This window comes from Rhodoligotrophos defluvii (assembly GCF_005281615.1).
In the GTDB taxonomy this organism is placed as follows: domain Bacteria; phylum Pseudomonadota; class Alphaproteobacteria; order Rhizobiales; family Im1; genus Rhodoligotrophos; species Rhodoligotrophos defluvii.
In genome coordinates, this window is record NZ_SZZM01000001.1 from 972772 (window position 1) to 995036 (window position 22265).

25 protein-coding genes and 1 other RNA gene are annotated in these 22265 nt (G+C 64.6%); 8 read left to right on the forward strand and 18 right to left on the reverse strand.

All coding sequences use genetic code 11. From position 1 onward, the window contains the following. The first annotated feature begins 35 nt into the window (after window positions 1-35). A complete protein-coding gene (locus tag E4P09_RS04645; protein WP_137388375.1) occupies window positions 36-452 on the forward strand; it encodes a tellurite resistance TerB family protein in 417 nt (138 codons plus the stop codon). A 49-nt stretch (window positions 453-501) separates the two neighbouring features. Here the strand turns inward: E4P09_RS04645 and dnaJ are convergent, their stop codons facing one another. The 7 genes from dnaJ to nudC form a co-directional block, all read right to left on the reverse strand. Continuing rightward, window positions 502-1650, reverse strand: coding sequence for a molecular chaperone DnaJ (dnaJ, locus tag E4P09_RS04650; protein WP_137388376.1), 1149 nt, complete (start codon window positions 1648-1650; stop codon window positions 502-504). 139 nt (window positions 1651-1789) lie between these two features. Continuing rightward, on the reverse strand, window positions 1790-3715 hold the full coding sequence (gene dnaK / locus E4P09_RS04655) for a molecular chaperone DnaK (protein WP_137388377.1): 1926 nt from the start codon (window positions 3713-3715) through the stop codon (window positions 1790-1792). A gap of 207 nt (window positions 3716-3922) precedes the next feature. Then, complete coding sequence (gene grpE, locus E4P09_RS04660) at window positions 3923-4543, reverse strand: nucleotide exchange factor GrpE (RefSeq protein WP_205042011.1); 621 nt, start codon at window positions 4541-4543, stop codon at window positions 3923-3925. An 80-nt stretch (window positions 4544-4623) separates the two neighbouring features. Then, complete coding sequence (gene hrcA, locus E4P09_RS04665; RefSeq protein WP_137388379.1) at window positions 4624-5685, reverse strand: heat-inducible transcriptional repressor HrcA; 1062 nt, start codon at window positions 5683-5685, stop codon at window positions 4624-4626. Between the two features lie 140 nt (window positions 5686-5825). Next, entirely contained in the window at window positions 5826-6119 is a 294-nt protein-coding gene (locus E4P09_RS04670) for a TM2 domain-containing protein (protein ID WP_137388380.1), read from the reverse strand. A 47-nt stretch (window positions 6120-6166) separates the two neighbouring features. Continuing rightward, the gene (locus E4P09_RS04675) at window positions 6167-7759 is read right to left on the reverse strand and encodes a B12-binding domain-containing radical SAM protein (RefSeq protein WP_137388381.1); all 1593 of its coding nucleotides are present in this window, start codon (window positions 7757-7759) and stop codon (window positions 6167-6169) included. A gap of 100 nt (window positions 7760-7859) precedes the next feature. Continuing rightward, entirely contained in the window at window positions 7860-8765 is a 906-nt protein-coding gene (gene nudC / locus E4P09_RS04680; RefSeq protein ID WP_137388382.1) for an NAD(+) diphosphatase, read from the reverse strand. Window positions 8766-8964: 199 nt separating this feature from the next. Between nudC and ffs the strand changes: the two genes are divergently transcribed. From ffs to recR, 4 genes are all read left to right on the forward strand, one after another. Beyond that, window positions 8965-9061: signal recognition particle sRNA small type (gene ffs / locus E4P09_RS04685), an RNA gene on the forward strand. Between the two features lie 68 nt (window positions 9062-9129). Continuing rightward, complete coding sequence (locus tag E4P09_RS04690) at window positions 9130-10989, forward strand: DNA polymerase III subunit gamma/tau (protein ID WP_239025024.1); 1860 nt, start codon at window positions 9130-9132, stop codon at window positions 10987-10989. Further along, window positions 10986-11306 (forward strand): YbaB/EbfC family nucleoid-associated protein, encoded by a 321-nt coding sequence (locus E4P09_RS04695; RefSeq protein WP_137388384.1) that lies wholly within the window; start codon window positions 10986-10988, stop codon window positions 11304-11306. The genes E4P09_RS04690 and E4P09_RS04695 overlap by 4 nt, the downstream gene beginning before the upstream one ends. A gap of 6 nt (window positions 11307-11312) precedes the next feature. Continuing rightward, window positions 11313-11918: a recombination mediator RecR gene (gene recR / locus E4P09_RS04700; RefSeq protein WP_137388385.1), complete on the forward strand. Its 606-nt coding sequence runs from the start codon at window positions 11313-11315 to the stop codon at window positions 11916-11918. Between the two features lie 50 nt (window positions 11919-11968). Here the strand turns inward: recR and coaA are convergent, their stop codons facing one another. From coaA to hisB, 7 genes are all read right to left on the reverse strand, one after another. After that, entirely contained in the window at window positions 11969-12919 is a 951-nt protein-coding gene (gene coaA, locus E4P09_RS04705; RefSeq protein ID WP_137388386.1) for a type I pantothenate kinase, read from the reverse strand. Window position 12920: 1 nt separating this feature from the next. Continuing rightward, the gene (locus tag E4P09_RS04710; protein ID WP_137388387.1) at window positions 12921-13256 is read right to left on the reverse strand and encodes a phosphoribosyl-ATP diphosphatase; all 336 of its coding nucleotides are present in this window, start codon (window positions 13254-13256) and stop codon (window positions 12921-12923) included. Between the two features lie 76 nt (window positions 13257-13332). Beyond that, window positions 13333-14106 carry an imidazole glycerol phosphate synthase subunit HisF gene (hisF, locus tag E4P09_RS04715; protein ID WP_137388388.1) on the reverse strand — a complete coding sequence of 258 codons (774 nt, stop codon included), beginning with the start codon at window positions 14104-14106 and terminating at the stop codon, window positions 13333-13335. Continuing rightward, entirely contained in the window at window positions 14099-14842 is a 744-nt protein-coding gene (gene hisA, locus E4P09_RS04720; protein ID WP_137388389.1) for a 1-(5-phosphoribosyl)-5-[(5-phosphoribosylamino)methylideneamino]imidazole-4-carboxamide isomerase, read from the reverse strand. Before hisA ends, hisF begins: the two co-directional genes overlap by 8 nt. Then, window positions 14839-15489 carry an imidazole glycerol phosphate synthase subunit HisH gene (gene hisH, locus E4P09_RS04725; protein ID WP_137388390.1) on the reverse strand — a complete coding sequence of 217 codons (651 nt, stop codon included), beginning with the start codon at window positions 15487-15489 and terminating at the stop codon, window positions 14839-14841. Before hisH ends, hisA begins: the two co-directional genes overlap by 4 nt. Beyond that, on the reverse strand, window positions 15489-15980 hold the full coding sequence (locus E4P09_RS04730) for a DUF2628 domain-containing protein (RefSeq protein WP_137388391.1): 492 nt from the start codon (window positions 15978-15980) through the stop codon (window positions 15489-15491). Before E4P09_RS04730 ends, hisH begins: the two co-directional genes overlap by 1 nt. Before the next feature lie 18 nt (window positions 15981-15998). Next, entirely contained in the window at window positions 15999-16601 is a 603-nt protein-coding gene (gene hisB, locus E4P09_RS04735; RefSeq protein ID WP_137388392.1) for an imidazoleglycerol-phosphate dehydratase HisB, read from the reverse strand. Window positions 16602-16773: 172 nt separating this feature from the next. Between hisB and hslV the strand changes: the two genes are divergently transcribed. Genes hslV through E4P09_RS04750 form a run of 3 tightly spaced genes read left to right on the forward strand, consistent with a single transcriptional unit; the run spans window position 16774 to window position 19071 of the window. After that, the gene (gene hslV / locus E4P09_RS04740; RefSeq protein WP_428977687.1) at window positions 16774-17334 is read left to right on the forward strand and encodes an ATP-dependent protease subunit HslV; all 561 of its coding nucleotides are present in this window, start codon (window positions 16774-16776) and stop codon (window positions 17332-17334) included. A 52-nt stretch (window positions 17335-17386) separates the two neighbouring features. Next, window positions 17387-18694, forward strand: a complete 1308-nt coding sequence (gene hslU / locus E4P09_RS04745) for an ATP-dependent protease ATPase subunit HslU (protein ID WP_137388393.1) — start codon at window positions 17387-17389, stop codon at window positions 18692-18694. Window positions 18695-18711: 17 nt separating this feature from the next. After that, window positions 18712-19071 carry an MmcQ/YjbR family DNA-binding protein gene (locus tag E4P09_RS04750; protein WP_137388394.1) on the forward strand — a complete coding sequence of 120 codons (360 nt, stop codon included), beginning with the start codon at window positions 18712-18714 and terminating at the stop codon, window positions 19069-19071. Window positions 19072-19093: 22 nt separating this feature from the next. Here E4P09_RS04750 and E4P09_RS04755 read toward each other — a convergent pair whose 3' ends face one another. From E4P09_RS04755 to E4P09_RS04770, 4 genes are all read right to left on the reverse strand, one after another. Further along, complete coding sequence (locus E4P09_RS04755; protein WP_137388395.1) at window positions 19094-19450, reverse strand: helix-turn-helix domain-containing protein; 357 nt, start codon at window positions 19448-19450, stop codon at window positions 19094-19096. Then, window positions 19447-20037, reverse strand: coding sequence for a Smr/MutS family protein (locus E4P09_RS04760; RefSeq protein WP_239025025.1), 591 nt, complete (start codon window positions 20035-20037; stop codon window positions 19447-19449). The genes E4P09_RS04755 and E4P09_RS04760 overlap by 4 nt, the downstream gene beginning before the upstream one ends. Before the next feature lie 47 nt (window positions 20038-20084). Further along, on the reverse strand, window positions 20085-21206 hold the full coding sequence (gene mltA / locus E4P09_RS04765) for a murein transglycosylase A (RefSeq protein WP_170984229.1): 1122 nt from the start codon (window positions 21204-21206) through the stop codon (window positions 20085-20087). A gap of 258 nt (window positions 21207-21464) precedes the next feature. Further along, complete coding sequence (locus E4P09_RS04770; RefSeq protein WP_137388397.1) at window positions 21465-22202, reverse strand: Tim44/TimA family putative adaptor protein; 738 nt, start codon at window positions 22200-22202, stop codon at window positions 21465-21467. Window positions 22203-22265: the final 63 nt, after the last annotated feature.

Sequence of the window (22265 nt, forward strand, 5' to 3'; positions counted from 1 at the left end):
CTGTGCGGCCCGCGTGAACCGATTTGGGAGTGTGCATGAGTACCGTCGGCCCGCATCAGGCGCTGATCTATGTCATGGTCACCATGTCTGCCGTCGACAACAGGATGGGCGACGCAGAGCTGAAGCGCATTGGCACGATCGTGAAACGCCTGCCCGTATTCCGGGACTTCGACCCCGATCGCCTGGTGCTGACCGCCCAGGAAGCAGGCGAGTTGCTGAGCGCCGACGGCGAGGCGGGGCTGCGCACCCTGTTGGCCCTGGTGAAGCAGGCGTTGCCGGAGCGCCTGCGCGAAACCGCCTATGCGCTCGCAGTTGAAGTTGCGGCGGCGGACATGAAGCTGCCGAAGGAAGAGATCCGGCTCTTGCAGATCCTGCGCGATACGCTGGAGCTCGATAAGCTCACCTGCGCCGCTATCGAGCGTTCGGCCATAGCCCGCTACGCGCAGCTGTGACCCCCCGGCATGGGCGCCCGGCTTACCCCCATGACCCATGGAAACAGCTCTAGTCGGCGGCAAAGCCTTCCCAGAAGGCCTTGGCCTTGGCGAAGAAGCCCTCGGATTCCGGGCTGTTCCTGTTGTGCGACTCACGCTCGAATTCCTCGAGCAGCTCACGCTGGCGCCGTGACAGGTTAACCGGCGTCTCGACCGCCACCTGGATATACATATCGCCATACTGGTGCGAGCGCAGCACCGGCATGCCCTTGGCCTTGAGCCGGAACTGCTTGCCGGTCTGCGTGCCTTCGGGAATGCGCAGCCGTGCCTTCTTGCCGTCGAGGGTCGGCACCTCGATTTCCCCGCCCAATGCGGCGGTGGTCAGCGAAATGGGCACGCGGGAGAACAGGTCGGCGCCGTCTCGCTGGAAGAACTGGTGCGGCTTGATTGACAGGAAGATGTAGAGGTCGCCCGGCGGGCCGCCGCGCAGTCCCGCTTCTCCCTCGCCGGCGATCCTTATCCTGGTGCCGTCCTCGACGCCGGCCGGAATGTTAACAGACAGGGTGCGCTCGCGGCTCACCCGGCCGCTGCCGCCGCAGCTCCGGCATGGGTCGGCGATCACTTCGCCGCGCCCCTGGCATGTCATGCAGGTACGTTCGACCGTGAAGAAGCCCTGGGTGGCGCGCACCCGTCCGGCGCCGGCGCAGACCGGGCAGACCTTGGGCGATGTTCCGGCCTTGGCGCCGGAGCCGTCGCACACCTCGCAGGTGACGCTGGTCGGCACGCGGATCTGGGCCGTCTTGCCCAGATAGGCGTCTTCCAGGGTGATCTCCATGTTGTAGCGGAGATCGGCCCCGCGGGTCGCGGAGCTCTGCCGCCGGCCAGTGCCGCGGCGCGTGCCCATGAACTCGCCGAACAGGTCCTCGAACATGTCCGACATGGTCGAGGAGAAATCGGGCCCGAAGCCGGCGCCGCTGCGGGCAAACCCGCCATGCTCGAAGGCCGCATGCCCGAACTGGTCATAGGCCGCGCGCTTCTGCGGGTCCTTCAGGGCTTCATAAGCCTCGTTGATCTCCTTGAAGCGATGCTCGGCCTCTGCATTCCCGGGGTTGGCATCCGGGTGGTACTGCTTGGCCAGCCGACGATAGGCGGCCTTCAATTCGGTTTCGCCGGCGCTCCGGCTAACGCCCAGGATTTCATAATAGTCGCGCTTCGCCATCGCTCACATCCGATGCCCACGCAAAAGACCCCGCCCCGTTCGACGTCTTGCCGCTCGGGGCGAGGTCCTCTTGCGTGTCTACCCGCTGCCGCCGACCGGGCGGCCCGTCTCCGTCATGGTCAGCCCTCGTGCGCAGCGATCAGGAACCGGTCGACCGCTTGTTCTCGTCCTGCACTTCCTCGAAGTCGGCGTCAACGACATTGTCGTCAGGGCGACCCGAGGAGGAGGGTCCAGCCTCCGCGCCAGCCGCGCCGCCAGCCTGCTGCTGGCGGTACATGGCCTCGCCCAGCTTCATGGCGGCTTCGGTCAGCGTCTGCGTCTTGGCCTGGATCGCGGCCACGTCCTCGCCTTCAAGGCTCGAGCGCAGATCGGCGATGGCCTGCTCGATCGTGCTCTTGTCGGCCTGGCTGACCTTGTCCCCGAACTCGGTCAGTGTCTTCTCGGTCTGATGGATCAGACCCTCCGCGTGGTTGCGGGCCTCGACCAGAGCACGACGCTGCTTGTCCTCGGCCGCATGGGTCTCGGCATCCTTGATCATTGTCTCGATCTCGCTATCGGACAGGCCGCCCGAAGCCTGGATGCGAATCGCCTGCTCCTTGCCGGTCGCCTTGTCCTTGGCGGAGACATTCACGATGCCGTTCGCGTCGATATCGAAGGTGACCTCGATCTGCGGCACGCCACGCGGCGCGGGCGGGATGCCGACCAGATCGAACTGACCCAGCAGCTTGTTGTGGGCCGCGATCTCGCGCTCGCCCTGGAACACGCGGATGGTGACCGCGGTCTGGTTGTCGTCGGCGGTCGAGAACACCTGCGACTTCTTGGTCGGGATGGTGGTGTTGCGGTCGATCAGCCGGGTGAACACGCCGCCCAGTGTTTCGATGCCGAGCGACAGCGGGGTCACGTCGAGCAGGAGCACGTCCTTTACGTCCCCCTGCAGCACGCCGGCCTGGATGGCCGCGCCGATCGCCACCACCTCATCCGGGTTGACCCCCTTGTGCGGCTCCTTGCCGAAGAAGGTCTTCACCGTCTCGATCACTTTGGGCATGCGCGTCATGCCGCCCACCAGGATCACCTCCTGGATCTCGCCCGCACTGATGCCGGCATCCTTCAACGCCGCTTTGCACGGCGCGATGGTCCGTTGGATCAGATCATCGACCAGCGCCTCGAGCTTGGCGCGGGTCAGCTTCATGGTCAGATGCTTGGGGCCGGTCTGATCGGCGGTGATGAAGGGCAGATTGATCTCGGTCTGCGTGGTGGACGACAGCTCGATCTTCGCCTTCTCCGCAGCCTCCTTGAGGCGCTGCAGCGCGAGCTTGTCCTTGCGCAGATCGATGCCGTTCTCCTTCTTGAATTCGTCCGCGAGGTAATCGACCAGGCGCATGTCGAAATCCTCGCCGCCGAGGAAGGTGTCGCCGTTGGTCGACTTCACCTCGAACACGCCGTCGCCGATCTCGAGGATCGAGATGTCGAAGGTGCCGCCGCCCAGGTCATAGACGGCGATCACACCGCTCTGCTTCTTGTCCAGGCCATAGGCCAGGGCAGCCGCCGTCGGCTCGTTGATGATGCGCAGCACCTCGAGCCCGGCGATCTTGCCGGCATCCTTAGTGGCCTGGCGCTGACTGTCATTGAAATAGGCGGGAACGGTGATCACCGCCTGCTCGACCTTCTCGCCCAGATGGCGCTCGGCGGTTTCCTTCATCTTCTGAAGGACGTAAGCCGAGATCTGCGAGGGGGCATATTTCTTGCCGCGGGCCTCGACCCAGGCATCGCCATTGTCGGCCTTTACGATATGATAAGGTACGAGGCCCTTGGCCTTCTCTACCTCTGCATCCCCGAATCGGCGGCCAATCAGGCGCTTGATCGCGAAGAACGTGTTTTCAGGGTTGGTCACCGCCTGGCGCTTCGCCGGCTGCCCGACGAGGACTTCCCCATCATCGGCGAAAGCCACGATCGACGGCGTGGTGCGCGCACCTTCTGCATTCTCGATGACCCGTGGTGACTGACCTTCCATGATGGCCACGCAGGAATTCGTCGTGCCGAGGTCAATACCAATCACTTTAGCCATTCTTTCTACCTCCTTTGCGGCAGGCCGGCTCTGAGGCCTTCTGGCAAGCACCTGTTAATCCGGAGAAGTTGCTGGCTCGCGGATCGCCGGCCTCCTCCAACTCGAACGCGAAATGTTTCGACCTGGAAGCTGGCGTGTATATATGCGCCTCATTCCGGGGCTGCAAGGCGCAGAGCCCTCCAGAAAATGCTGGTTCGGGGGCGGGCATCATGCGGATGCCTGGGGCTTGGGCCCGCCCTTCGAAACACCGACGAGAGCCGGGCGCAAAACCCGGTCGCCGATGCGATAGCCCGTCTGCATCACCTGCACGACCATGCCGGCGGGCTGGCTCTCGTCCTCGACCTCGAACATGGCCTGGTGGAAGTTCGGGTCGAAGCGCTCGCCCAACGGGTCGAAACGGCGGATGCCATGGCGTTCGAAGACGTTGAGCATCTCGCGCTCGGTCATCTCCACGCCCACGACGAGGTTCTTCACCGGCTCGTCCAGTGACGGATCGTCTTTATCCGGGGCGGACGCGAGCGCCCGGCCGAAATTGTCGATGACGTTCAGGAGATCGCGGGCGAAGGATGTATTGGCATATTGCACGGCCTCCGCCTTCTCGCGGTCCGTGCGGCGCCGCAGGTTCTCCTGGTCGGCTATGGCACGGAGGAGCTTGTCCTTCAGGCTGTCGTTCTCGGCCTGGAGGGCTTGGATCGCGGCCGCCATGGTCTCGGGACTGAGCTCTTCGGATTGCGCTTCGGGGGCTTCGGCAGCCTGGGCGGAGGCATCGACCGTGGGCTGATCGTTCTGCTCGTCTGGCGAGGGAGTGGTCTTTGTGTTTGCAGTCATCATCGATCCTTCACGCTCAGCTTCGGCAGGGCCAGGCCTCTGCCGATGCCTGTCCGATATCGACCGTCAAACGCGAAAAATCAAGACAACAGCCGGCTTACCACCTTCGCGGTGTAGTCCACCATGGGGATGATGCGGGCATAATTGAGGCGCGTGGGCCCGATCACGCCGAGCACACCCACCACCCGCTCCTCCGCATCGCGATAGGGCGCGATGATGATGGACGAGCCCGAAAGCGAGAACAGCTTGTTCTCGGAGCCGATAAAGATGCGCACCCCTTCACCTTCTTCCGCCAGGCCGAGCAGGCGGATCAAGTCGCGCTTGGTCTCGAGGTCATCGAGCAGGCTTCGGATGCGCTCCAGATCCTGCAAGGTATCCTTGTCATCGAGCAGGTTGGCCCGCCCACGCACGATCAGCGTCTTTTCTTCCTCGGGGTCGTCGTTGCTCCAGCTCGCGATCCCTTGCTCGACCACCGTCGCGGTGAGCTCGTCGATTTCCTCGCGCAGCCGCTGCACCTCGGTCTTCATCGACTTCTGCATCTCCGCGAGCGTCTTGCCGATGAAACGGGTGCTGAGATAGTTCGTGGCGGACATCAGCACCGATGGAGGCAGGCCAGCCGGAATGGTCATGACGCGGTTCTCGACCGTGCCGTCCTCGCCCACCAGGATCACCAGGGCGCGCTGGGTATCGAGCTTGACGAACTCAATATGCTTGAGCCGCATGTTGATCTTGGGCGCCAGCAGCACCCCGGCGCATTGGCTCAAGCCCGACAGCATATTGGTTGCCGCGGTCAGCACCTCGTCGATCCGCTGGCGATTGTGGCTCGCCACCCGCTGCTCGATCTGGGTGCGCTCCTCCTCATTGATGTTGCCGACCTCCAGCAGGGCGTCGACGAAAAAGCGCAGACCCAGCTCGGTGGGCATGCGGCCGGCGCTGGTGTGAGGGGAGCTGATCAGGCCGATCGCCTCCAGGTCCGACATGACATTGCGGACAGAGGCCGGCGACAGGTTGATCGGCAGCATCTGGGAAATCGTGCGAGATCCCACCGGTTCACCGGTGGACAGATAGGTTTCGACCAGCTGCCGGAAAATTTCGCGGGAACGCTTATCGAGATCAGCCAATCCCAAAAGGCGGTGGTCCATCTTCCATCGGCCCTGTTGGCCGCTCAGCATTTCGTTGCAATGCCCCAAGCGTCATACCAATTTAGGTATCCCACGCCGGCGCGTCAACGCCACGAAAGCCCTTTGGTTCCGGAGGAAATAACCTCAGGTTGTGACAAGCTTTAGGATGCAGCGATGCTGACCTGTCCTGCCAGGCGGCGGCGAAGTTCCTCCTGCTTCTCGCGGATCATGCCGGGAATGAGGAAGGCATCGATCAGCCACCAGACGAAGCCGATGACCACGAAGTAGCTGAGGATCTGCAGGATCGCGGTGCCGGGCCGGCCAAGATAGAACCGGTGCCCTGAGACGAACCACAGGAAGAACCACAGTACATAAGCGGCAACGATGCTCGGCCCCTCATTGGCGACGCGCGTCTCAATGAGGATCTGACGCTCGGTGCTGTTGGTGATGCTCATCAAACCAAACCTCTTAACAACAACGGCTCAAATATAGTGATTGCAATTCACGCTGCCATGCGCTTGCTCGGACCTTTGATCTGGGCCGAGTAGAAGGAGGCATTCTGCTCGCCTTCTAGCGCCTCGCGGGTGAAGCTGATCAGGTGGTGGGCCACGAAAGCCATGCCGAAGACCACATCCACTTGTCCGCGCTTCAGGGCGTGCCAGGCCGCGCGCCAAAACGCGCCGCGATATTTGGGACGGATGCCGAGGTGAAGCAAGGTGCCCCAGGCCATATAGAGCCCGCGCACGAGGTTGGCCACGGAAAGCTTGCCCCGGGCCGGCGTCTTGATTCGGTGGACATAGGTCGCATCCACCTGATGCTTGAAGCGGCTGAACAGCCGCTCGGGCGTATAGGCGTAATCAATGCAGCGCCGCCAGGACTGGACCACCTCATGATACGGGCGCAGGAAGCGAACATTCGATTCGAGGCTGGTGTCATGCACCAGCCGGCCCTCGCGCTCCAGCCGGTCCCATAACGGCGTCTTGGGCAGGGCCTGCAGCAAGTTGATGGTCAAGACCGGTACGTTCGAGGCATCGATAAAGTCTGTGAGCGCCCGCTCGGTCTCGTCCGTGTCGGTGTCGAGCCCGAGTATGATGCCGGACGTGATCTCGAGGCCATAGGAATTGATGATCCTGATCGCCTCATACATGGGCACCGCGTTGTTGTGATCCTTGCGGATGCCCTTGAGCGCCGCCACCTCCGGCGTCTCGATGCCGACGAACACGGTGATGAAGCCGGCCTCGCGCATCATCGCGAGGATCTCCGGCTGCTTGGCGATGTTGAGGGTTGCCTCGCAGGCGAAGTTCAGGGGATAGCCGTGCTTCTTCTGCCAGGCGACGAGATGCGGCAGCATCTCCTTGGTGGCCTTGCGATTGCCGATGAAATTGTCGTCGACGAAATAGACGGTGGCGGGCCGGAACCGCTGGGCCAGCATCTTGTCCAGCTCGGCGGTGAGTTGCTCCGGCGTCTTGAGCCGCGGCTGCCGACCATAGAGCGCCGGGATGTCGCAAAACTCGCAGCGATAGGGGCAGCCGCTCGAGAATTGCAGGCTGCCGATGAGATAGCGGCCGAGATTGATACGGTCATAGGCCGGTATTGGAAAATCGTGCAGCGCGCGTCGCTCGGCGGTCTCGAGCCGCACCTGCTCGGCAGGCCGCGCCGCGCTTTCATCGAGCAGCGCGATCAGCCGGTCGGTCGCATCGCCCAGCTCACCCACATGGAGATAATCGAAGTCCGGGTACATCTCCGGTGCTCCGGATACCGAGGGGCCGCCGAGCACCGCGACTTTTCCGTATTCATGAGCGCGCCGGCCGATGTCCCTGATCTGGGCGGCCTGAATATGCATGCCGCTGACGAAAACGGCATCCGCCCAGGAGAAATCTTCAGGCGTCGCGGGCGCGATGTTTTCGTCGACGAAGCGCACCTCCCACGTGTCCGGCAGATAGGCGGCGATGACGAGAAGGCCTTGCGGCGGCATGAACGCCTTCACACCCGCGATCAGCTTATAGGCATGCTGGAACGTCCCGAATGAGGGGGTATAGTGTGGAAAGACGCACAGGATGCGCCGCCTGTTCGTCGTCCGACCGGAAAATCGCATGTCGCCACCTCCTTGTCCGGCTTGCCCGTGCATCGCCGCCAGCTTACCGCAAGACGCTGCTATACGGTACGCGGTTCTGTGGTGCGCCGCGGCACGTGGATCACGCGCCGATGAAGCTGCGCAACAACCGGTTGGCGATAGCGAACGGTGCCGGGACGATCAAGCCGGCCGGATGCCTGCCCGCGAGCATCGCCCGCACTTCCTCCCGGGTAAACCAGCGGGCGTCCTCCAGTTCCGTACGATCAATGGTTATGGTTTCGCTCAGCCCTTCCGCTAGGACACCGATCATCAGATTGGCTGGGAAGGGCCAGGGCTGGCTGGAGTGATAGCGCACCTCGCCCACGCGTATGCCCGCTTCTTCGAACACCTCGCGCCGGGCCGCTTCCTCGATCGTCTCGCCGGGCTCGATGAAGCCGGCAAGCGCGGAGTACATGCCCGGGGCAAACCGCGCCTGCCGGCCGAGGAGGCAGCGGTCGCCCATGGTGACCAGCATGATGGAGACCGGGTCGGTGCGCGGAAAATGATCAGCGGCGCAGGCCGGGCAGTGGCGCCGATAGCCGCCGTCGCGCATCTCGGAAGGCGCTCCGCAACGGGAGCAGAACCGGTGAGTGGAATGCCAGTGGAGGAGCGTTCGGGCCTGAGCCAGAACACCCAGCATCGGTGGTGGCAGCACGCTCTGCATGGCCAGACTGCGCAGGTCTATGGCCTTCACCTCCTCGCCGAACATGGCGAGATCCTGGTCGTCGGGCAACAGACTCGCGAAGATCGGCTTTTCCTCACCCTCACTGCCGAGAAAGACCGGCTCACGCACGAGGCTGGGGGGCAATGAGTAGAGCGCCAAGCCACCCAGCGGGTTGAGGACCAAGAGGGCGCGCTCACCGATAAACCCGAGATGGCGAGCCTGGGGCAGGTCCATCTGCTGGGCCAGCCAGCCGGCATCGGTGCGCCGGGGCGCCATGCGGTCGAGGGCGTTGACGGTGAAGGCGAGGCTGTCTTCTGCAAACATAAGGGATCTGCCGGATGGGGAGGGTGTTCAAAACAGCCCTACGAGGGCAGGCTTTGCCCGGTGACGTCAAGCGGTGATCTCGTGCGGGCGCGTGGTGATCTCGTGCGGGCGCGTATTGTCAGGTTATCCAGAGGAATGAGCGGTGCGTTGTGGTATCGCACTTGCCTGTTGGGCTCGGAATGCTGATATAGTCGGCTAGAGAGGCTGGCGGCGGGCGTGCCGCTCGCCAACCGGGTCAGGTCCGGAAGGAAGCAGCCCTAACGAATCCGGCACGGGTCGCTCGTTCAGCCTCTCGCCTCCTTTGGCTGTTGCCGGATCATTGGCCGACGCCGAAAGCGCAACTTCGGGTACGGAACGCCGGGACTTGAGTGAACAGCAGGACATCGGTGCGCCGCTTGCGGCCGAGCAAGCGAGCCGGAGGGCGCCCGAGATCGGCGCCCCGGCCTATCGCGTGCTTGCCCGCAAGTACCGCCCCACCACATTCGAGCATCTCATCGGCCAGGATGCCATGGTGCAGACGCTGGAGAACGCGTTTGCCAGCGGCCGCATCGCCCAGGCCTACATGCTCACCGGTGTGCGCGGCATCGGCAAGACCACGACGGCCAGGCTGATTGCGCGGGCGCTCAATTATTCCGAATCCGCCAAACCCACGGTCCGTCTGCCTTCGCTTGGTATCCATTGCGCGGCCATTCTCGAATCCCGCCATCCGGATGTGATCGAGATGGACGCCGCCTCCCGCACCGGCGTGGACGACATTCGCGAGCTGATCGAAGGGGTTCGCTACCGGCCGATCGATGCACGCTACAAGGTCTATATCATCGACGAAGTGCACATGCTCTCCAAGGCGGCGTTCAATGCGCTGCTCAAGACGCTGGAAGAGCCGCCGGAGCATGTGAAGTTCATCTTTGCCACCACCGAAGTGCGCAAGGTGCCGGTCACCGTGCTGTCCCGCTGCCAGCGCTTCGATCTCAAGCGGCTGGACAGCGAGCTGTTGCTCCAGCATTTCCGCAACGTGGCGGGAAACGAAGGCGTGAGCGCCGAGGACGAGGCGCTGGCGCTGATCGCACGTGCATCCGAAGGTTCGGTGCGCGATGGCCTTTCGTTGCTGGACCAGGCGATCGCCTATGGGGGCGACGTGGTGCGGGCGGAGGCAGTGCGGGCCATGCTCGGCCTCGCAGACCGCGGGCGCACCATAGACCTGTTCGAGGCGCTGATGCAGGGCGATGCGGCCGCAGCCCTCGCCCAGCTCAAGCAGCTCTATGATTTCGGCGCCGAGCCGGTGACCATTCTAACCGATCTCGCCGAGCTCACCCACTGGATCACCCGCCTCAAGGTGGTGCCTGATGCGGCCAAGGACCCGGCTCGCGCCGAGGTGGAGCGCGTGCGCGGCATCAGCCTGGCGGAGCGCCTGTCCATGGCGGTGCTGACCCGCGCCTGGCAGATGTTGCTCAAGGGCATCGAGGAAGTGAATCAGGCCGCGCATAGTTTGGCGGCGGCGGAAATGGTCGTCATCCGCATGGCTTATGCGGCCGACCTGCCGACCGTGCGCGAGGTGCTTGAGCGGGAAGGTACCGAGGCGTCCTCTTCGCCGGAGCATCGGGGCGCGCCCGGAGCCGGTGTAAGCGCGGGCGCCGATGCGGTTACGCCCATGCGGCGGCCTTCGTCCGGAGGGGCAATGCGCGCCGAGGCGCCGGTCAGCCCGACCGCATCAACCGGACGGATACGGGAGACGATGGCTGCCGCTGCGCCTGCGCTCGTGCCGGCGGTGCCGCCAGCGGCGGCCGGCGGGTCATCCCTCTCGCACTTCCGCGATGTCGTGCGGCTCGCCGGCGAGCGCCGGGACATCAAGCTGAAGAGCCAGCTGGAGAGCTATGTGCGCCCGGTGCGGGTTGGCGGCAATCAGGTCGAGATCGGGCTCGAGCCCGGCGCCCCCCCGGGTCTCACCAACGAACTCTCGCGCAAGCTCGAGCAATGGACGGGCGAGCGTTGGGTAGTGTCCGTGTCCAGGGATGCCGGCGAGCGGCCTCTGGCCGAACAAGACCGGCTGAAACGCGACACTCTGTTCAACGAGGCGCGTGGCCGGCCGGTCGTGCAGGCTTTGCTCGAGCGGTTTCCCGGAGCGGAAATCGTGGACGTGAGAGATCTCAGCGTCCAGGAGGATGCCGTCGCCGCCCCCGATATGGCCGATGACGAGACGATGGACGGAAACATGGAGGGGCCATGAAGAATCTCGGCGACATGATGAAGCAGATGCAGGAGATGCAGGCGCGGATGCAGGAGATGCAGGCCCGGCTGGAGGAACTGGACGTGGTCGGCACCGCCGGAGCGGGGCTGGTCAGCGTCACCCTCAACGGCAAGGGCGCCATGAAGGGCATCTCCATCGACCCGACCCTGCTCACGGACGATCGTGAGATCCTTGAGGACCTGATCGTCGCCGCCCATGCGGATGCGCGGCAGAAGATGGAAAGCGCTCTGGCGGAAGAGATGAAGCAGCTGACCGGAGGTCTTCCGCTGCCGCCGGGGCTCAATTTCGGCTTCTGATCCCATATGACCAGACGCATCGGCGGCCCGGAGCTCGAGGGGCTGATTCAGCTTCTGTCAAAGCTGCCCGGCCTCGGACCGCGCTCGGCCCGCCGTGCGGTGCTGCATCTGATCAAGAACCGGGCCCGTCTGCTCGACCCCCTCGCCGCGGCGATCGAGGATGTGCGCCGCAGCGTAACCGTCTGCTCGGCTTGCGGCAATATCGACACGACCGACCCCTGTGCGATCTGCCAGGACCACCGCCGGGACCGCTCCGTCATCTGCGTGGTCGAAGAGGTAAGCGATCTCTGGGCCCTGGAGCGCGCCGGCGCCAACAACGGGCTCTATCATGTCCTCGGCGGTGTCATGTCGGCGATCGAGGGTATCGGACCGGAGGAGCTGTCGATCGAGCAGCTCATCCATCGCTGCGCCGAACCGGGCGTGAAGGAGGTCATCCTCGCCGTGAATGCGACGGTGGATGGCCAGACCACGGCCTATTACATCACCGAGCGGCTGCGCGGCCTCGACGTCACCGTCTCAAGGCTCGCCCACGGGGTGCCGGTGGGCGGCGAGCTCGATTACCTCGACGATGGTACGCTGGCCGCGGCGATCAAGTCGCGCCGGGCGTTTTGACCCCCGCGAGCATTGCGCTCTTGGCCCTGGATTTCCAGTGATCCTGCCCCTTATAGCCGCCGCAGCTGCACCTCGTGGATGCTGTGGTCGGCACCTTTGGTGAGAATGAGGTCGGCCCGCTGCCGAGTCGGCAAGATATTCTCGCGCAGATTTGCCAGGTTGATCGTGTTCCACAGCTTCAGGGCCACTTTCCGTGTTTCCTGGTCGCTGAGCTTGGCATAGCGATGGAAATAGGACCGCGGATCGCGGAATGCCGTCTCGCGCAGGCGGAAGAAGCGCTCGATGTACCACTGCTCCAGCAGTGTCTCGTCCGCATCGAGGTAGATCGAGAAATCGAAGAAGTCCGACACGAAGGGGATGGCCTTGCCATCCCTGGGCAGCTTGGCGGGCTGCAGCACGTTCAGCCCCTCCACGATGAGCACGTCGGGCTGGTCGATCACCAGAGCATCCGAATCCAGCACATCATAGAACAGATGCGAATAGACCGGCGCCTTCACCTCGCGCTTGCCGGACTTGATGTCCGACAGGAAGCGCAACAGCCTGGTGACGTCGTAGCTTTCCGGAAAGCCCTTGCGGGTCATGAGCCCTTCCCGCTCCAGCACCGCGTTCGGGAACAGGAAGCCATCGGTCGGCACCAGCGCCACATTCGGTGAGTTCGGCGAACGGCTGAGCAGGGCCTGGAGAATACGGCCGGTGGTGCTTTTGCCCACGGCCACGCTGCCAGCCAGCCCGATGATGAACGGTACCTTGCTGCCGTTGCGGCCCAGGAACCTCTGAGTGGCGCGGAACAGATCGTAGGTTCGCTCCACATAGAGGTTCAACAGCCGCGCCAACGGCAGATAAATCGCGACCACTTCGTCGATCTGCATCCGCTCGTTAAGGCCGCGCAGCTCGTAGACTTCGGTCTCGGTGAGGGTCAAGGGCGTGTCGGCCCTCAACTTTGCCCATTCGTCTCGCGAGAACACGAGATAGGGCGAATATTCGAGCGCGCGTCCGTTCATGTCACGAGCGCCTCGCCTTCTCGACGATGCCGCTGGTGCCCTCTCGCCGCTCGAGCTCGGTCATCACCTCGGCGACCGGGACGTCCGCCGCCTCGAGCAGCACCGTCAGATGATACAGCAGATCGGCCGTCTCGCTCACCACCGCGCCCCGGTCTCCGGATGCCGCGGCAATCACCACCTCGACCGCTTCCTCTCCCAGCTTCTTCGCGCAAGCCGGCACGCCCTTGGCCACCAGCTGTGCCGTATAGGAGCTGTCCGCGCTCGCCAAGCGGCGCTCATGAACCGTGCCTATAAGACGCGCCAAGACGTCGAGCTTGTGGGAAGTGGCGGTCGTCATTCCGAAAAGAGTCCTGCTCACAACGGCGGTGGCTTATCAGGATCATCAGCCCTTGTCACCGCTCCAATCGGACGGGTCAGGCAAGGCGCATGGGAATACCGGCCCGCGCCATATGCTGCTTGGCTTCTCCGATCGTGTAGGTGCCGAAATGGAAGATGGAGGCGGCAAGCACCGCGCTGGCGTGCCCCTGGGTGACCCCCTCGACCAGATGATCGAGATTGCCGACCCCGCCTGAGGCGATCACCGGCACGCTCACCGCATCGGCCACCGCGCGGGTCAGTGCCAGATCGAAGCCCGACTGGGTGCCGTCCCGATCCATGGAGGTCAGCAGGATTTCCCCGGCCCCCAGCGAGACCACCTCCCGGGCAAAGTCCACCGCATCGATGCCGGTGGCATTCCGGCCCCCATGGGTGAAGATCTCCCAGCGCGCCGGCTCGCCATGGTTTGAAACACGCCGCGCGTCTATGGCCACCACGATGCACTGGCTGCCGAACTTCTCCGCCGCGCGGGCCACGAAGGCCCGGTCGTTCACCGCCGCCGTGTTGATCGAAACCTTGTCCGCCCCGGCCAGCAACAGCTTGCGGATATCGTCCACCGTGCGCACGCCGCCGCCCACGGTCAGCGGCATGAAGCAGTGCTCGGCCGTCTTCGCCACCACGTCGAAGATGATGCCGCGGTTTTCGTGAGAAGCGGTGATGTCGAGGAAGCACAACTCGTCCGCACCGGCGGCGTCATAGGCACGGGCCGCTTCCACCGGATCGCCGGCATCTCGCAGCTCCACGAACTGCACGCCCTTGACGACCCGCCCGTCCTTGACGTCCAGGCACGGAATGACTCTGGCCTTAAGCATGGGCCGACTTCGCCTCCGCAATCAGCTGCAGGGCCGCCCGCGCGTCCAGTCTGCCGTCATAGAGCGCGCGGCCGGAAATCGCGCCTTCCAGCACCGCGCAATCCGGCGCGAGCAGCCGCTTCACATCCTCGATCGAGGCGAGGCCGCCTGACGCGATCACCGGGATCGAGACCGCATGCGCCAGTGCCAGCGTCGCCGGAATGTTGAGGCCGCTCAGCACCCCGTCACGATCGATATCCGTGTAGATGATCGCCGCAACGCCCGCATCCTCGATGCGGCGGGCCAGATCCACCGCTTCGAGGTCGGAGGTTTCCGCCCAGCCTTCCACCGCTACCCGGCCGCCCCGCGCGTCGATCCCCACCGCCACCTGGCCCGGGAAAGCCTTGGCCGCCTCCCGCACCAGGGCGGGGTTGCGCACCGCCGCCGTGCCGAGAATGACCCGGCGCACACCCCTGCCAAGCCAGGTCTCGACACCGGCCATGTCGCGGATGCCGCCACCGAGCTGCACCGGCAGCTTCACTGCCCGGATGATCGCCTCCACCGCGTCACCATTGGCGCTGCGGCCCGCAAAGGCGCCGTTCAGGTCCACAACGTGCAGCCACTCGAAGCCTTGCCGCTCGAACGTGGCCGCCTGCGCCGCCGGATCGTGGTTATAGACGGTCGCGTCGGCCATCTCGCCGCGCCGCAGGCGCACGCACTGGCCGTCCTTCAGGTCGATCGCCGGAAACAGGATCATGGCCGCCACCTGAGGAAATTGCCGATCAGCTTGAGTCCCAGCCGCTGGCTCTTCTCTGGATGGAACTGGGTGCCGAACACCGTGTCGCGCGCCACAACCGCGACGACCGGTCCGCCATAATCGGTTTCGGCCACCACTTGTCCCCTGTCCCGCGCGGCGAGCTCATAGGAATGCACGAAATAGGCGTGCAGCCCATCCGGACCCAGGGGGATCCCCTCCAGGATCGGATGTGGCCTGATTTCCGTCAGGGTGTTCCAGCCCATATGCGGCACCTTCAAGCCTGGATCCTTGGGCTCGATGCGCGCCACGTCGCCCGAGATCCAGCCGAAGCCTTCCCAGGTGCCATATTCGAGCCCGCGTTCCGCCATCAGCTGCATGCCGACGCAAATGCCGATGAACGGCCGCGCCCTCACCCGCACCACCTCGTCCAGCGTCTGCCACATGCCATCGATGGCGAGTAGGCCGGCGCGGCAATCGGCAAAGGCGCCGACGCCCGGCAGCGCCACCCGGTCTGCCGCGGCAACTTCCCGCGGATCGCCCGTGACCACCACCTCCGCCGCCACCTCGTGCTCCCGCGCCGCCCGCTCGAACGCCTTATGGGCCGAACGGAGATTGCCGGAGCCGTAATCGACGATTGCCACCTTCATCAGACGCGTCCCGGTTCGGGGAGAATGGAATAGTCGTGGCCGGCCGCCGGCCTTGTCTGTGCCCGCGCAGCGGATGGCGCCAGGCCCGCCTTTTGGCCAGCCTGGGCACAGAGCGCGGTGAAGAACCGATGCTCTGCCGCCACCAGCCTGTCGCCGACCACCACCGCGATCTCGCGCTTGCCGCGCCGCGCCAAGGTCCAGCGCAGGAGATCGTTGCCCTGCAGGCCCATGACCAGGTTGATGCCAAACCCCAGGATCGTCTGCACCGTGGCCGAGATCGGCCACGCATAGGGAATGAGGCCGATACAGACACTCACCCCGATGAACAGCGCCAGCACGATCCACATGCGCTTGTAGATCAGCCACAGGAACGGCACGAAGAAGGCCGGCCAGGAGAAGCCTTCCTTGACGAAATCCAGGCGATCCGCCTCGGCGAGAATGATGGCGGGATCGCTGCTGCGATGGTGGACCGAATAGGTCTTGCTCGACATGGGTGAGATCCTGAGGGATCAGCCGGTGCTGTCGCCCAGCGTTCCTTTGGTTGACGGTACTGCGCCTTGGCTGCGCGGATCCGGCTCGATCGCCGCCCGCAGCGAGCGGGCCAGGGCCTTGAAGCAGGTCTCGGCGATATGGTGGCTGTTCTCGCCGTAGAAATTCTCCACATGGGTGGTGATGCCGGCATTCTGCGCGAAGGCCTGGAACCACTCCCGAAACAGCTCGGTGTCGAAATCCCCCACCTTCTGCGTGGGAAATGTCACCCTCCACACCAGGAACGGACGGCCGGACACATCGAGCGCCACCCTCGTGAGCGCCTCGTCCATGGCCAGGTCGATACTGGCATAGCGGCAGATCCCGGCCTTGTTGCCCAGCGCCTTGGCAACAGCCTGCCCCAGCGCGATGCCGGTATCCTCCACCGTATGATGCATATCGATGTGAAGATCGCCTTTGGCCTTCACGTCCATGTCGATCAGCGAATGGCGCGAGAGCTGCTCCAGCATATGGTCGAGGAAGCCCACGCCCGTGGCAATGGAGAACCGCCCGGTGCCGTCGAGATTGACAGTCACCGAAATCGCCGTTTCGTTGGTCTTCCGCTCTATGGTCGCTTGGCGCACCGGAGGCTCCGTTGGCTCGCTGCGGGCGCATTCTCGCCGCGCGCGTCTTTTATCAGGCGAACGCCCTGGATCAAAGGGCGGTATCGCCACGTATCGCGCCGCATGCTTTTCAATCTTTTATTTGGCGCGCTCACTGCATAGATGTGGCGCCGTATGATATTTCACGAGGGCTATGTTGAACGAGCGCGAGCAGATGCCGCAATGGCATGGAACCACCATCCTCACGGTCCGCAAGGGGAACAAGGTCGTCATCGCCGGCGACGGGCAGGTGAGTTTCGGAAATACGGTGATAAAGTCCAATGCCCGTAAGGTCAGGCCCTTGGGCAAGGGCCAAGTCATCGCCGGCTTCGCAGGGGCCACTGCGGATGCCATGACCCTGTTCGAACGGCTGGAAGGCAAGCTCGAGCAGCACCCGGGCCAGCTGACCCGCGCCTGCGTCGAAATGGCCAAAGACTGGCGCACGGACCGCTATCTGCGCCGCCTGGAAGCCATGATGATCGTGGCCGACCCGAAGGTCACCCTCGTGCTGACCGGCAATGGCGACGTGCTGGAGCCGGAATACGGTCTTATGGGCATCGGCTCCGGCGGCCAGTTCGCGTTGGCTGCGGCGCGTGCCCTCCTGGACAGCGAGCACGACCCGGAGGAGATTGCCCGGCGGGCCATGAAGATCGCCGCGGAGATCTGCATCTATACCAACGACGCCGTCACCATTGAAACATTGGAAGCGGAGTGAGCGCCTGCCGCGCACTGCCCATTCCCTGCTTAGTGTCCCGAGCGAGAGTTAAATGACCGACTTCTCACCGCGCGAGATCGTTTCCGAGCTCGACCGCTATATCGTGGGCCAGCGCGATGCCAAGCGCGCCGTGGCCATCGCCCTGCGCAACCGCTGGCGGCGCCAGCAGCTGGAGGAAGGACTGCGAGAGGAGGTCCTGCCCAAGAACATCCTGATGATTGGCCCGACCGGCGTCGGCAAGACCGAGATCGCCCGGCGGCTCGCCAAGCTGGCCAATGCGCCCTTCATCAAGATCGAGGCCACGAAGTTCACGGAGGTGGGCTATGTGGGTCGCGACGTGGAACAGATCATCCGCGATCTCATGGAAGTGTCGATTGGCCTGGTGCGCCAGAAGCGGCGCAAGGAGGTGGAGGCTGCCGCACAGCTCCATGCGGAAGACCGGGTCCTCGATGCGCTCGTGGGCAAGAGCGCGACCGAGTCGACCCGCGATGCGTTCCGCCGCAAGCTCCGCGCCGGCGAGCTCGACGACAAGGAGGTGGAGATCCAGGTGCTCGACACCGGCGGCATGCCCTCCTTCGAGATCCCCGGCATGCCCGGCGCACAGATCGGCATGGTCAATCTCAGCGATATGCTCGGCAAGGCCTTCGGCCAGCGCACCAAGCCGCGGCGCATGACGGTGCGGGCGAGCTATGACGTGCTGATCGCGGAGGAATCCGACAAGCTTCTCGACCAGGACCAGATCACCCAGGAGGCCATCGCCCTGGCGGAGAACCACGGCATTGTGTTCCTGGACGAGCTGGACAAGGTCTGCGCCCGCTCGGGCGAGCGGATTGGCGGCGACGTCAGCCGCGAGGGCGTGCAGCGCGATCTGCTGCCGCTTCTGGAGGGTACGACCGTCGCCACCAAGTACGGCCCGGTGAAGAGCGATCACGTGCTGTTCATCGCATCCGGCGCCTTCCACATCGCCAAACCCTCGGACCTGCTGCCCGAGCTGCAGGGCCGGCTGCCGATCCGGGTGGAGCTCAACCCGCTCACCCGCGACGACTTCCGGCGGATCCTCACCGAGCCGGAAGCGAGCCTCATCCGCCAGTACAAGGCTCTGATGGCCACCGAAGGGGTAACGCTGAACTTCTCGGATAACGGCGTCGACGCACTGGCGGACCTCGCCGTCGAGATCAACTCGAGCGTCGAGAATATCGGGGCACGCCGGCTGCATACGGTGATGGAGCGGGTGCTCGATGAGATCAGCTTCGATGCCGGCGACAAATCGGGCGCCACGATCACGATCGATGCGGATTACGTGCGCGAGCGCATCGGCGACCTGGCGAAGAACGCGGATTTATCCAAGTTCATCCTTTGACGGCCGGGGGGAGGCGAATGGAGGTTGAGGACTACAACAGCTTCTGCGCCTCGCTTCCCCACAGCACCCACGTCGTGCAGTGGGGCGGCTCTCACGTCTGGAAGGTCGGCGGCAAGGTCTTCGCCGTCGCCGGCTGGGGCGATGGTCCGGAACTGGCCGTCACCTTCAAGTGCTCCGACATTGCCTATGACATCCTGAAGGAGCAGCCAGGCTTGCGGCCGGCACCCTACCTCGCCTCGCGCGGCATGAAATGGATCCAGCGCCGGACCGGCGAGTCCATGGATGATGCTGCGCTCCAGGACTATATCGCTGAGAGCCATCGGCTGGTGGCCGCAGGCCTGCCCAAGAGGGTGCAAAAGGAACTCGGCCTGCTGTGACGGGCGCGAACCGCTACGCGCGTCACCCGCTGCCGCGCAGCTGCTGCAAGAGGCTGTCCAGCTGCTCCTCACTCAGCGTACTGATCCGTTCGGCCAGGAGGTTGGCGAGCTCCGTGGCCTTGGGGGAAAGCCCGCCCGTATCGATCACCGCCCGTGGCTTGGAAATATGCGCGAGCCGGATCAGCTCCTCCGCGTCATCCCAGATGACGTTGAGATAGGCGATGATCCGCTGCAGCAACGGCCAGCTAGGCTGCCCGCGCTTGCCGTGCTCGAGCGCGGAGAGATAGGCGGCCGAAACGCCGATCCCGGCCGCCATCTCCTTAAGCGCTATCCCGCGGGCGGCGCGTAGCTCGCGCAGTCTCTGGCCGAACGGTGTCATGGGCGGCGATCGGGGTTCTTGCGCAAGCGCACATAGAGCGCACCGCCGCCGCCATGCTTGGGATGCGCCGGCTGAAAGCCCGAAACGATGCGGCGGAACTGCGGCTCGTTCAGCCATTCCGGCACGGCACGGCGCAGGCGCCCGGCCCGCTCTGGCGTGTCATAGGGGTCGAGCCCATGCAGCATGTGCCGGGCAAGCGGGGCTGAACCCTTCCCGGTGATTACGATCACGAAGCGGTTGCCTCGCTCATAGGCTTGGCTGAGATAGGCAAAAAGCCGCACCCGTGCGGTCTCGGCGCTTTCACCGTGGAGATCGATTCGCGCTTCAATGGCGATTTGGCCGCGCAGCAGTCTTTGGCTGGTACGCCGGTCGATACCGGTGAGCGGTGGCAATTTGGGGGCTTGCGTCGCCGGCACCCGGGCCACTGACGCCTTGCGTGTCGCAGCCGCAGTGTCACGGGCGCGCCGCCGCGGCTCCGAATGCTTCGGCGGCTCCTGGGCCGGATCGCTGGTGCTGATGGAAGTCGACGATCGGGCACGCTTGTGCAGTGGCGTCACGCTTTCCGTGACCTTCAGCCAAAGCTCCATGTCCGGAACCTTGGCACCCTGCTTCCGCCGCCGCCCGTCCATGGCCGTCAACGCGCAAGTCGCGCGGCGACCGCATGGGGCACGAGGATGGTCATCCGCCCGGGGCTTTGCATCAGCCCGGCAATTTGGGCCGCGCGCGGCCCCGCGCCCCAGAACACGTCGCCTCGCACTTGGCCCTTGATCGCCGTGCCCGTGTCCTGCGCCACCATCAGCCGGCGCATGGGCACGAGCGCGCCTTGCGACCCTGCAGGCACTGCAACGTCCAGCCAAATGGGCGTGCCGAGTGCGTAATAGCTGCGGTCGACCGCAAGGCTGCGCTCCGGCGTGAGCTGCACCTGCTGGGCACCCGGCGGCCCGAGGTCGGGCCGGTCGAACTCGACCTTGCGGAAGAAGATGAAGGACTTGTTCTGCCACATGAGCGCCCGGGCCTGATCGGGATGCCGGGCCAGCCAGTCCAGAATGCTCTGCATGGACACCTGGTCACGGGCAAGCTCCCCCCGTTCGACCAGCACCCGTCCGATCGGCGTATAGGGATGCCCGGACTTCGCGGCGAAACCCACCCGCATCACCTGGCCGTCGGCCAAGCGCACCCGCCCCGATCCCTGCACATGGATGAAGAAGGCATCTGCCCAGCTCTTCAGCCAGACCAGCTCCAGGCCGCGGCCTTTCAGCGCGCCCTGCTCGATTTCCTGTCGTGTCCAGTAAGGCCGCGCCTGGCCGTTCACCCGACGGCCATAGCGCACGCCGATCCGCTTCTCCGTCGCCGCATCGAACGCAACGAGATCGGCCGGCTTGCCATAGAGCGGCACCACATAGGGACCGCCTGGCTTGAGCGAGCCTTCCACCTCCGGCTCGAAATAGCCGGTGAACAGGCTTGTGCCATTGGCCGGCAGCTTCACCGTGAAGGGTATGAAATGCTTTTCGAAGAAGGCGCGCGCCTGCGCGGGAGACAGCGCCGCCCCTGCAGCCAGAGCGGTCTTGCAAACGGGCAGCCAATCCTTCCAGCGTCCCGCAAATTTGGGCGAACCCGCAAATCCGCGGCCCGTGTCGACGAGTTCCCGGCATGACAGCCTGAAGGCAGCAAAGGCCTCCGCATGGTCATCGGCAGCCCAGCCCGGCATGCTGGCATAATCCACGGGCGTGAGTGTCTTGGCTTCAATGGTCTCCATGGACCACCATGCGAAAAAGGCGAGAAGAGAGAACAGGGCGAGCGCCGCTTGGCGCCCGTAACGCCTGTTCGGCCTCCCGCACGAGCAACTCGGTACGGTCACAGGCATCGACAGAACAGATCTCTTATATGTACCCCTCACGCCCGGCGCAGCATGCCTCCAAGCGTGTTCGGCGTGAAGCCGAACAATCTCTTCACTGCCTAGCCCAGGTTGGTTAAGGATGGGTGCCCATCGCCGCCGCGCTCAGCGGCGGCCAGCTCACGCCGAGGGTGCCTCGGTCGCAACCAGGCTCCAATTGGGATCCCGCGATTTCACGTCGCGCGAGAATGTCCACACGTCCACGACATCGCGGATCTTCTTGGGATCGCCGTCCACCACATCCCCGGCCCGGTTCTTGATCGTGGTGATCAGCTGGCTCGCGAACCTTACGGTCACCGAGGCCTGGCGGCCGACCAGCCGTGCATCGGTGATGGTGGCCTGATCTATGCCGACAAAGGTGGTCTCGTTCACCAGCCCTTCGCGCTCTCTCTCGTCGAGGGCGGCACTGAACCCGTCGAACACGTCCTTGCTCAGCAGGTTGCGCAGCGTGAGCCGGTCGCCTTCGGCGAAGGCCACCACGATCATCTCGTAAGCAGCCCGAGCTCCTTCGAGAAAGCCTTTCGGTGTGAAACTCGCGTCAGCCCGGGCGATAGCGTCCAGTCCCGCCGCTGCGGCAGAGCCTTCCTCCGCATAACCCTTCCAGACCGCTGCCTTCTCTTCGTTCTGCATCACCGCCACCGGCTCGCTCGGCCGCCCATCGCGCTGAGGCAGGGTGACCACCTTGCCATCTTGGGTGGCCGCCGGGGCCTTCGCCCGGTCCCGTTCGGTTCGGGCGAACGGATCGACCGGCGGGCGCTCGTTGCCGGTACGGCGGCCCAAGACGCTACGCAGCCGTAAAAAAATCACCACGGCGACGCCAAGCAGCAGAAGGTTGAGTGGGTCAAAGGCTTCATTCATGTGGTGATCCGGCCCATCCGGTCCTTGGGGTCAAACGCCGTCACGGTGAGTTGGCCTACAGTC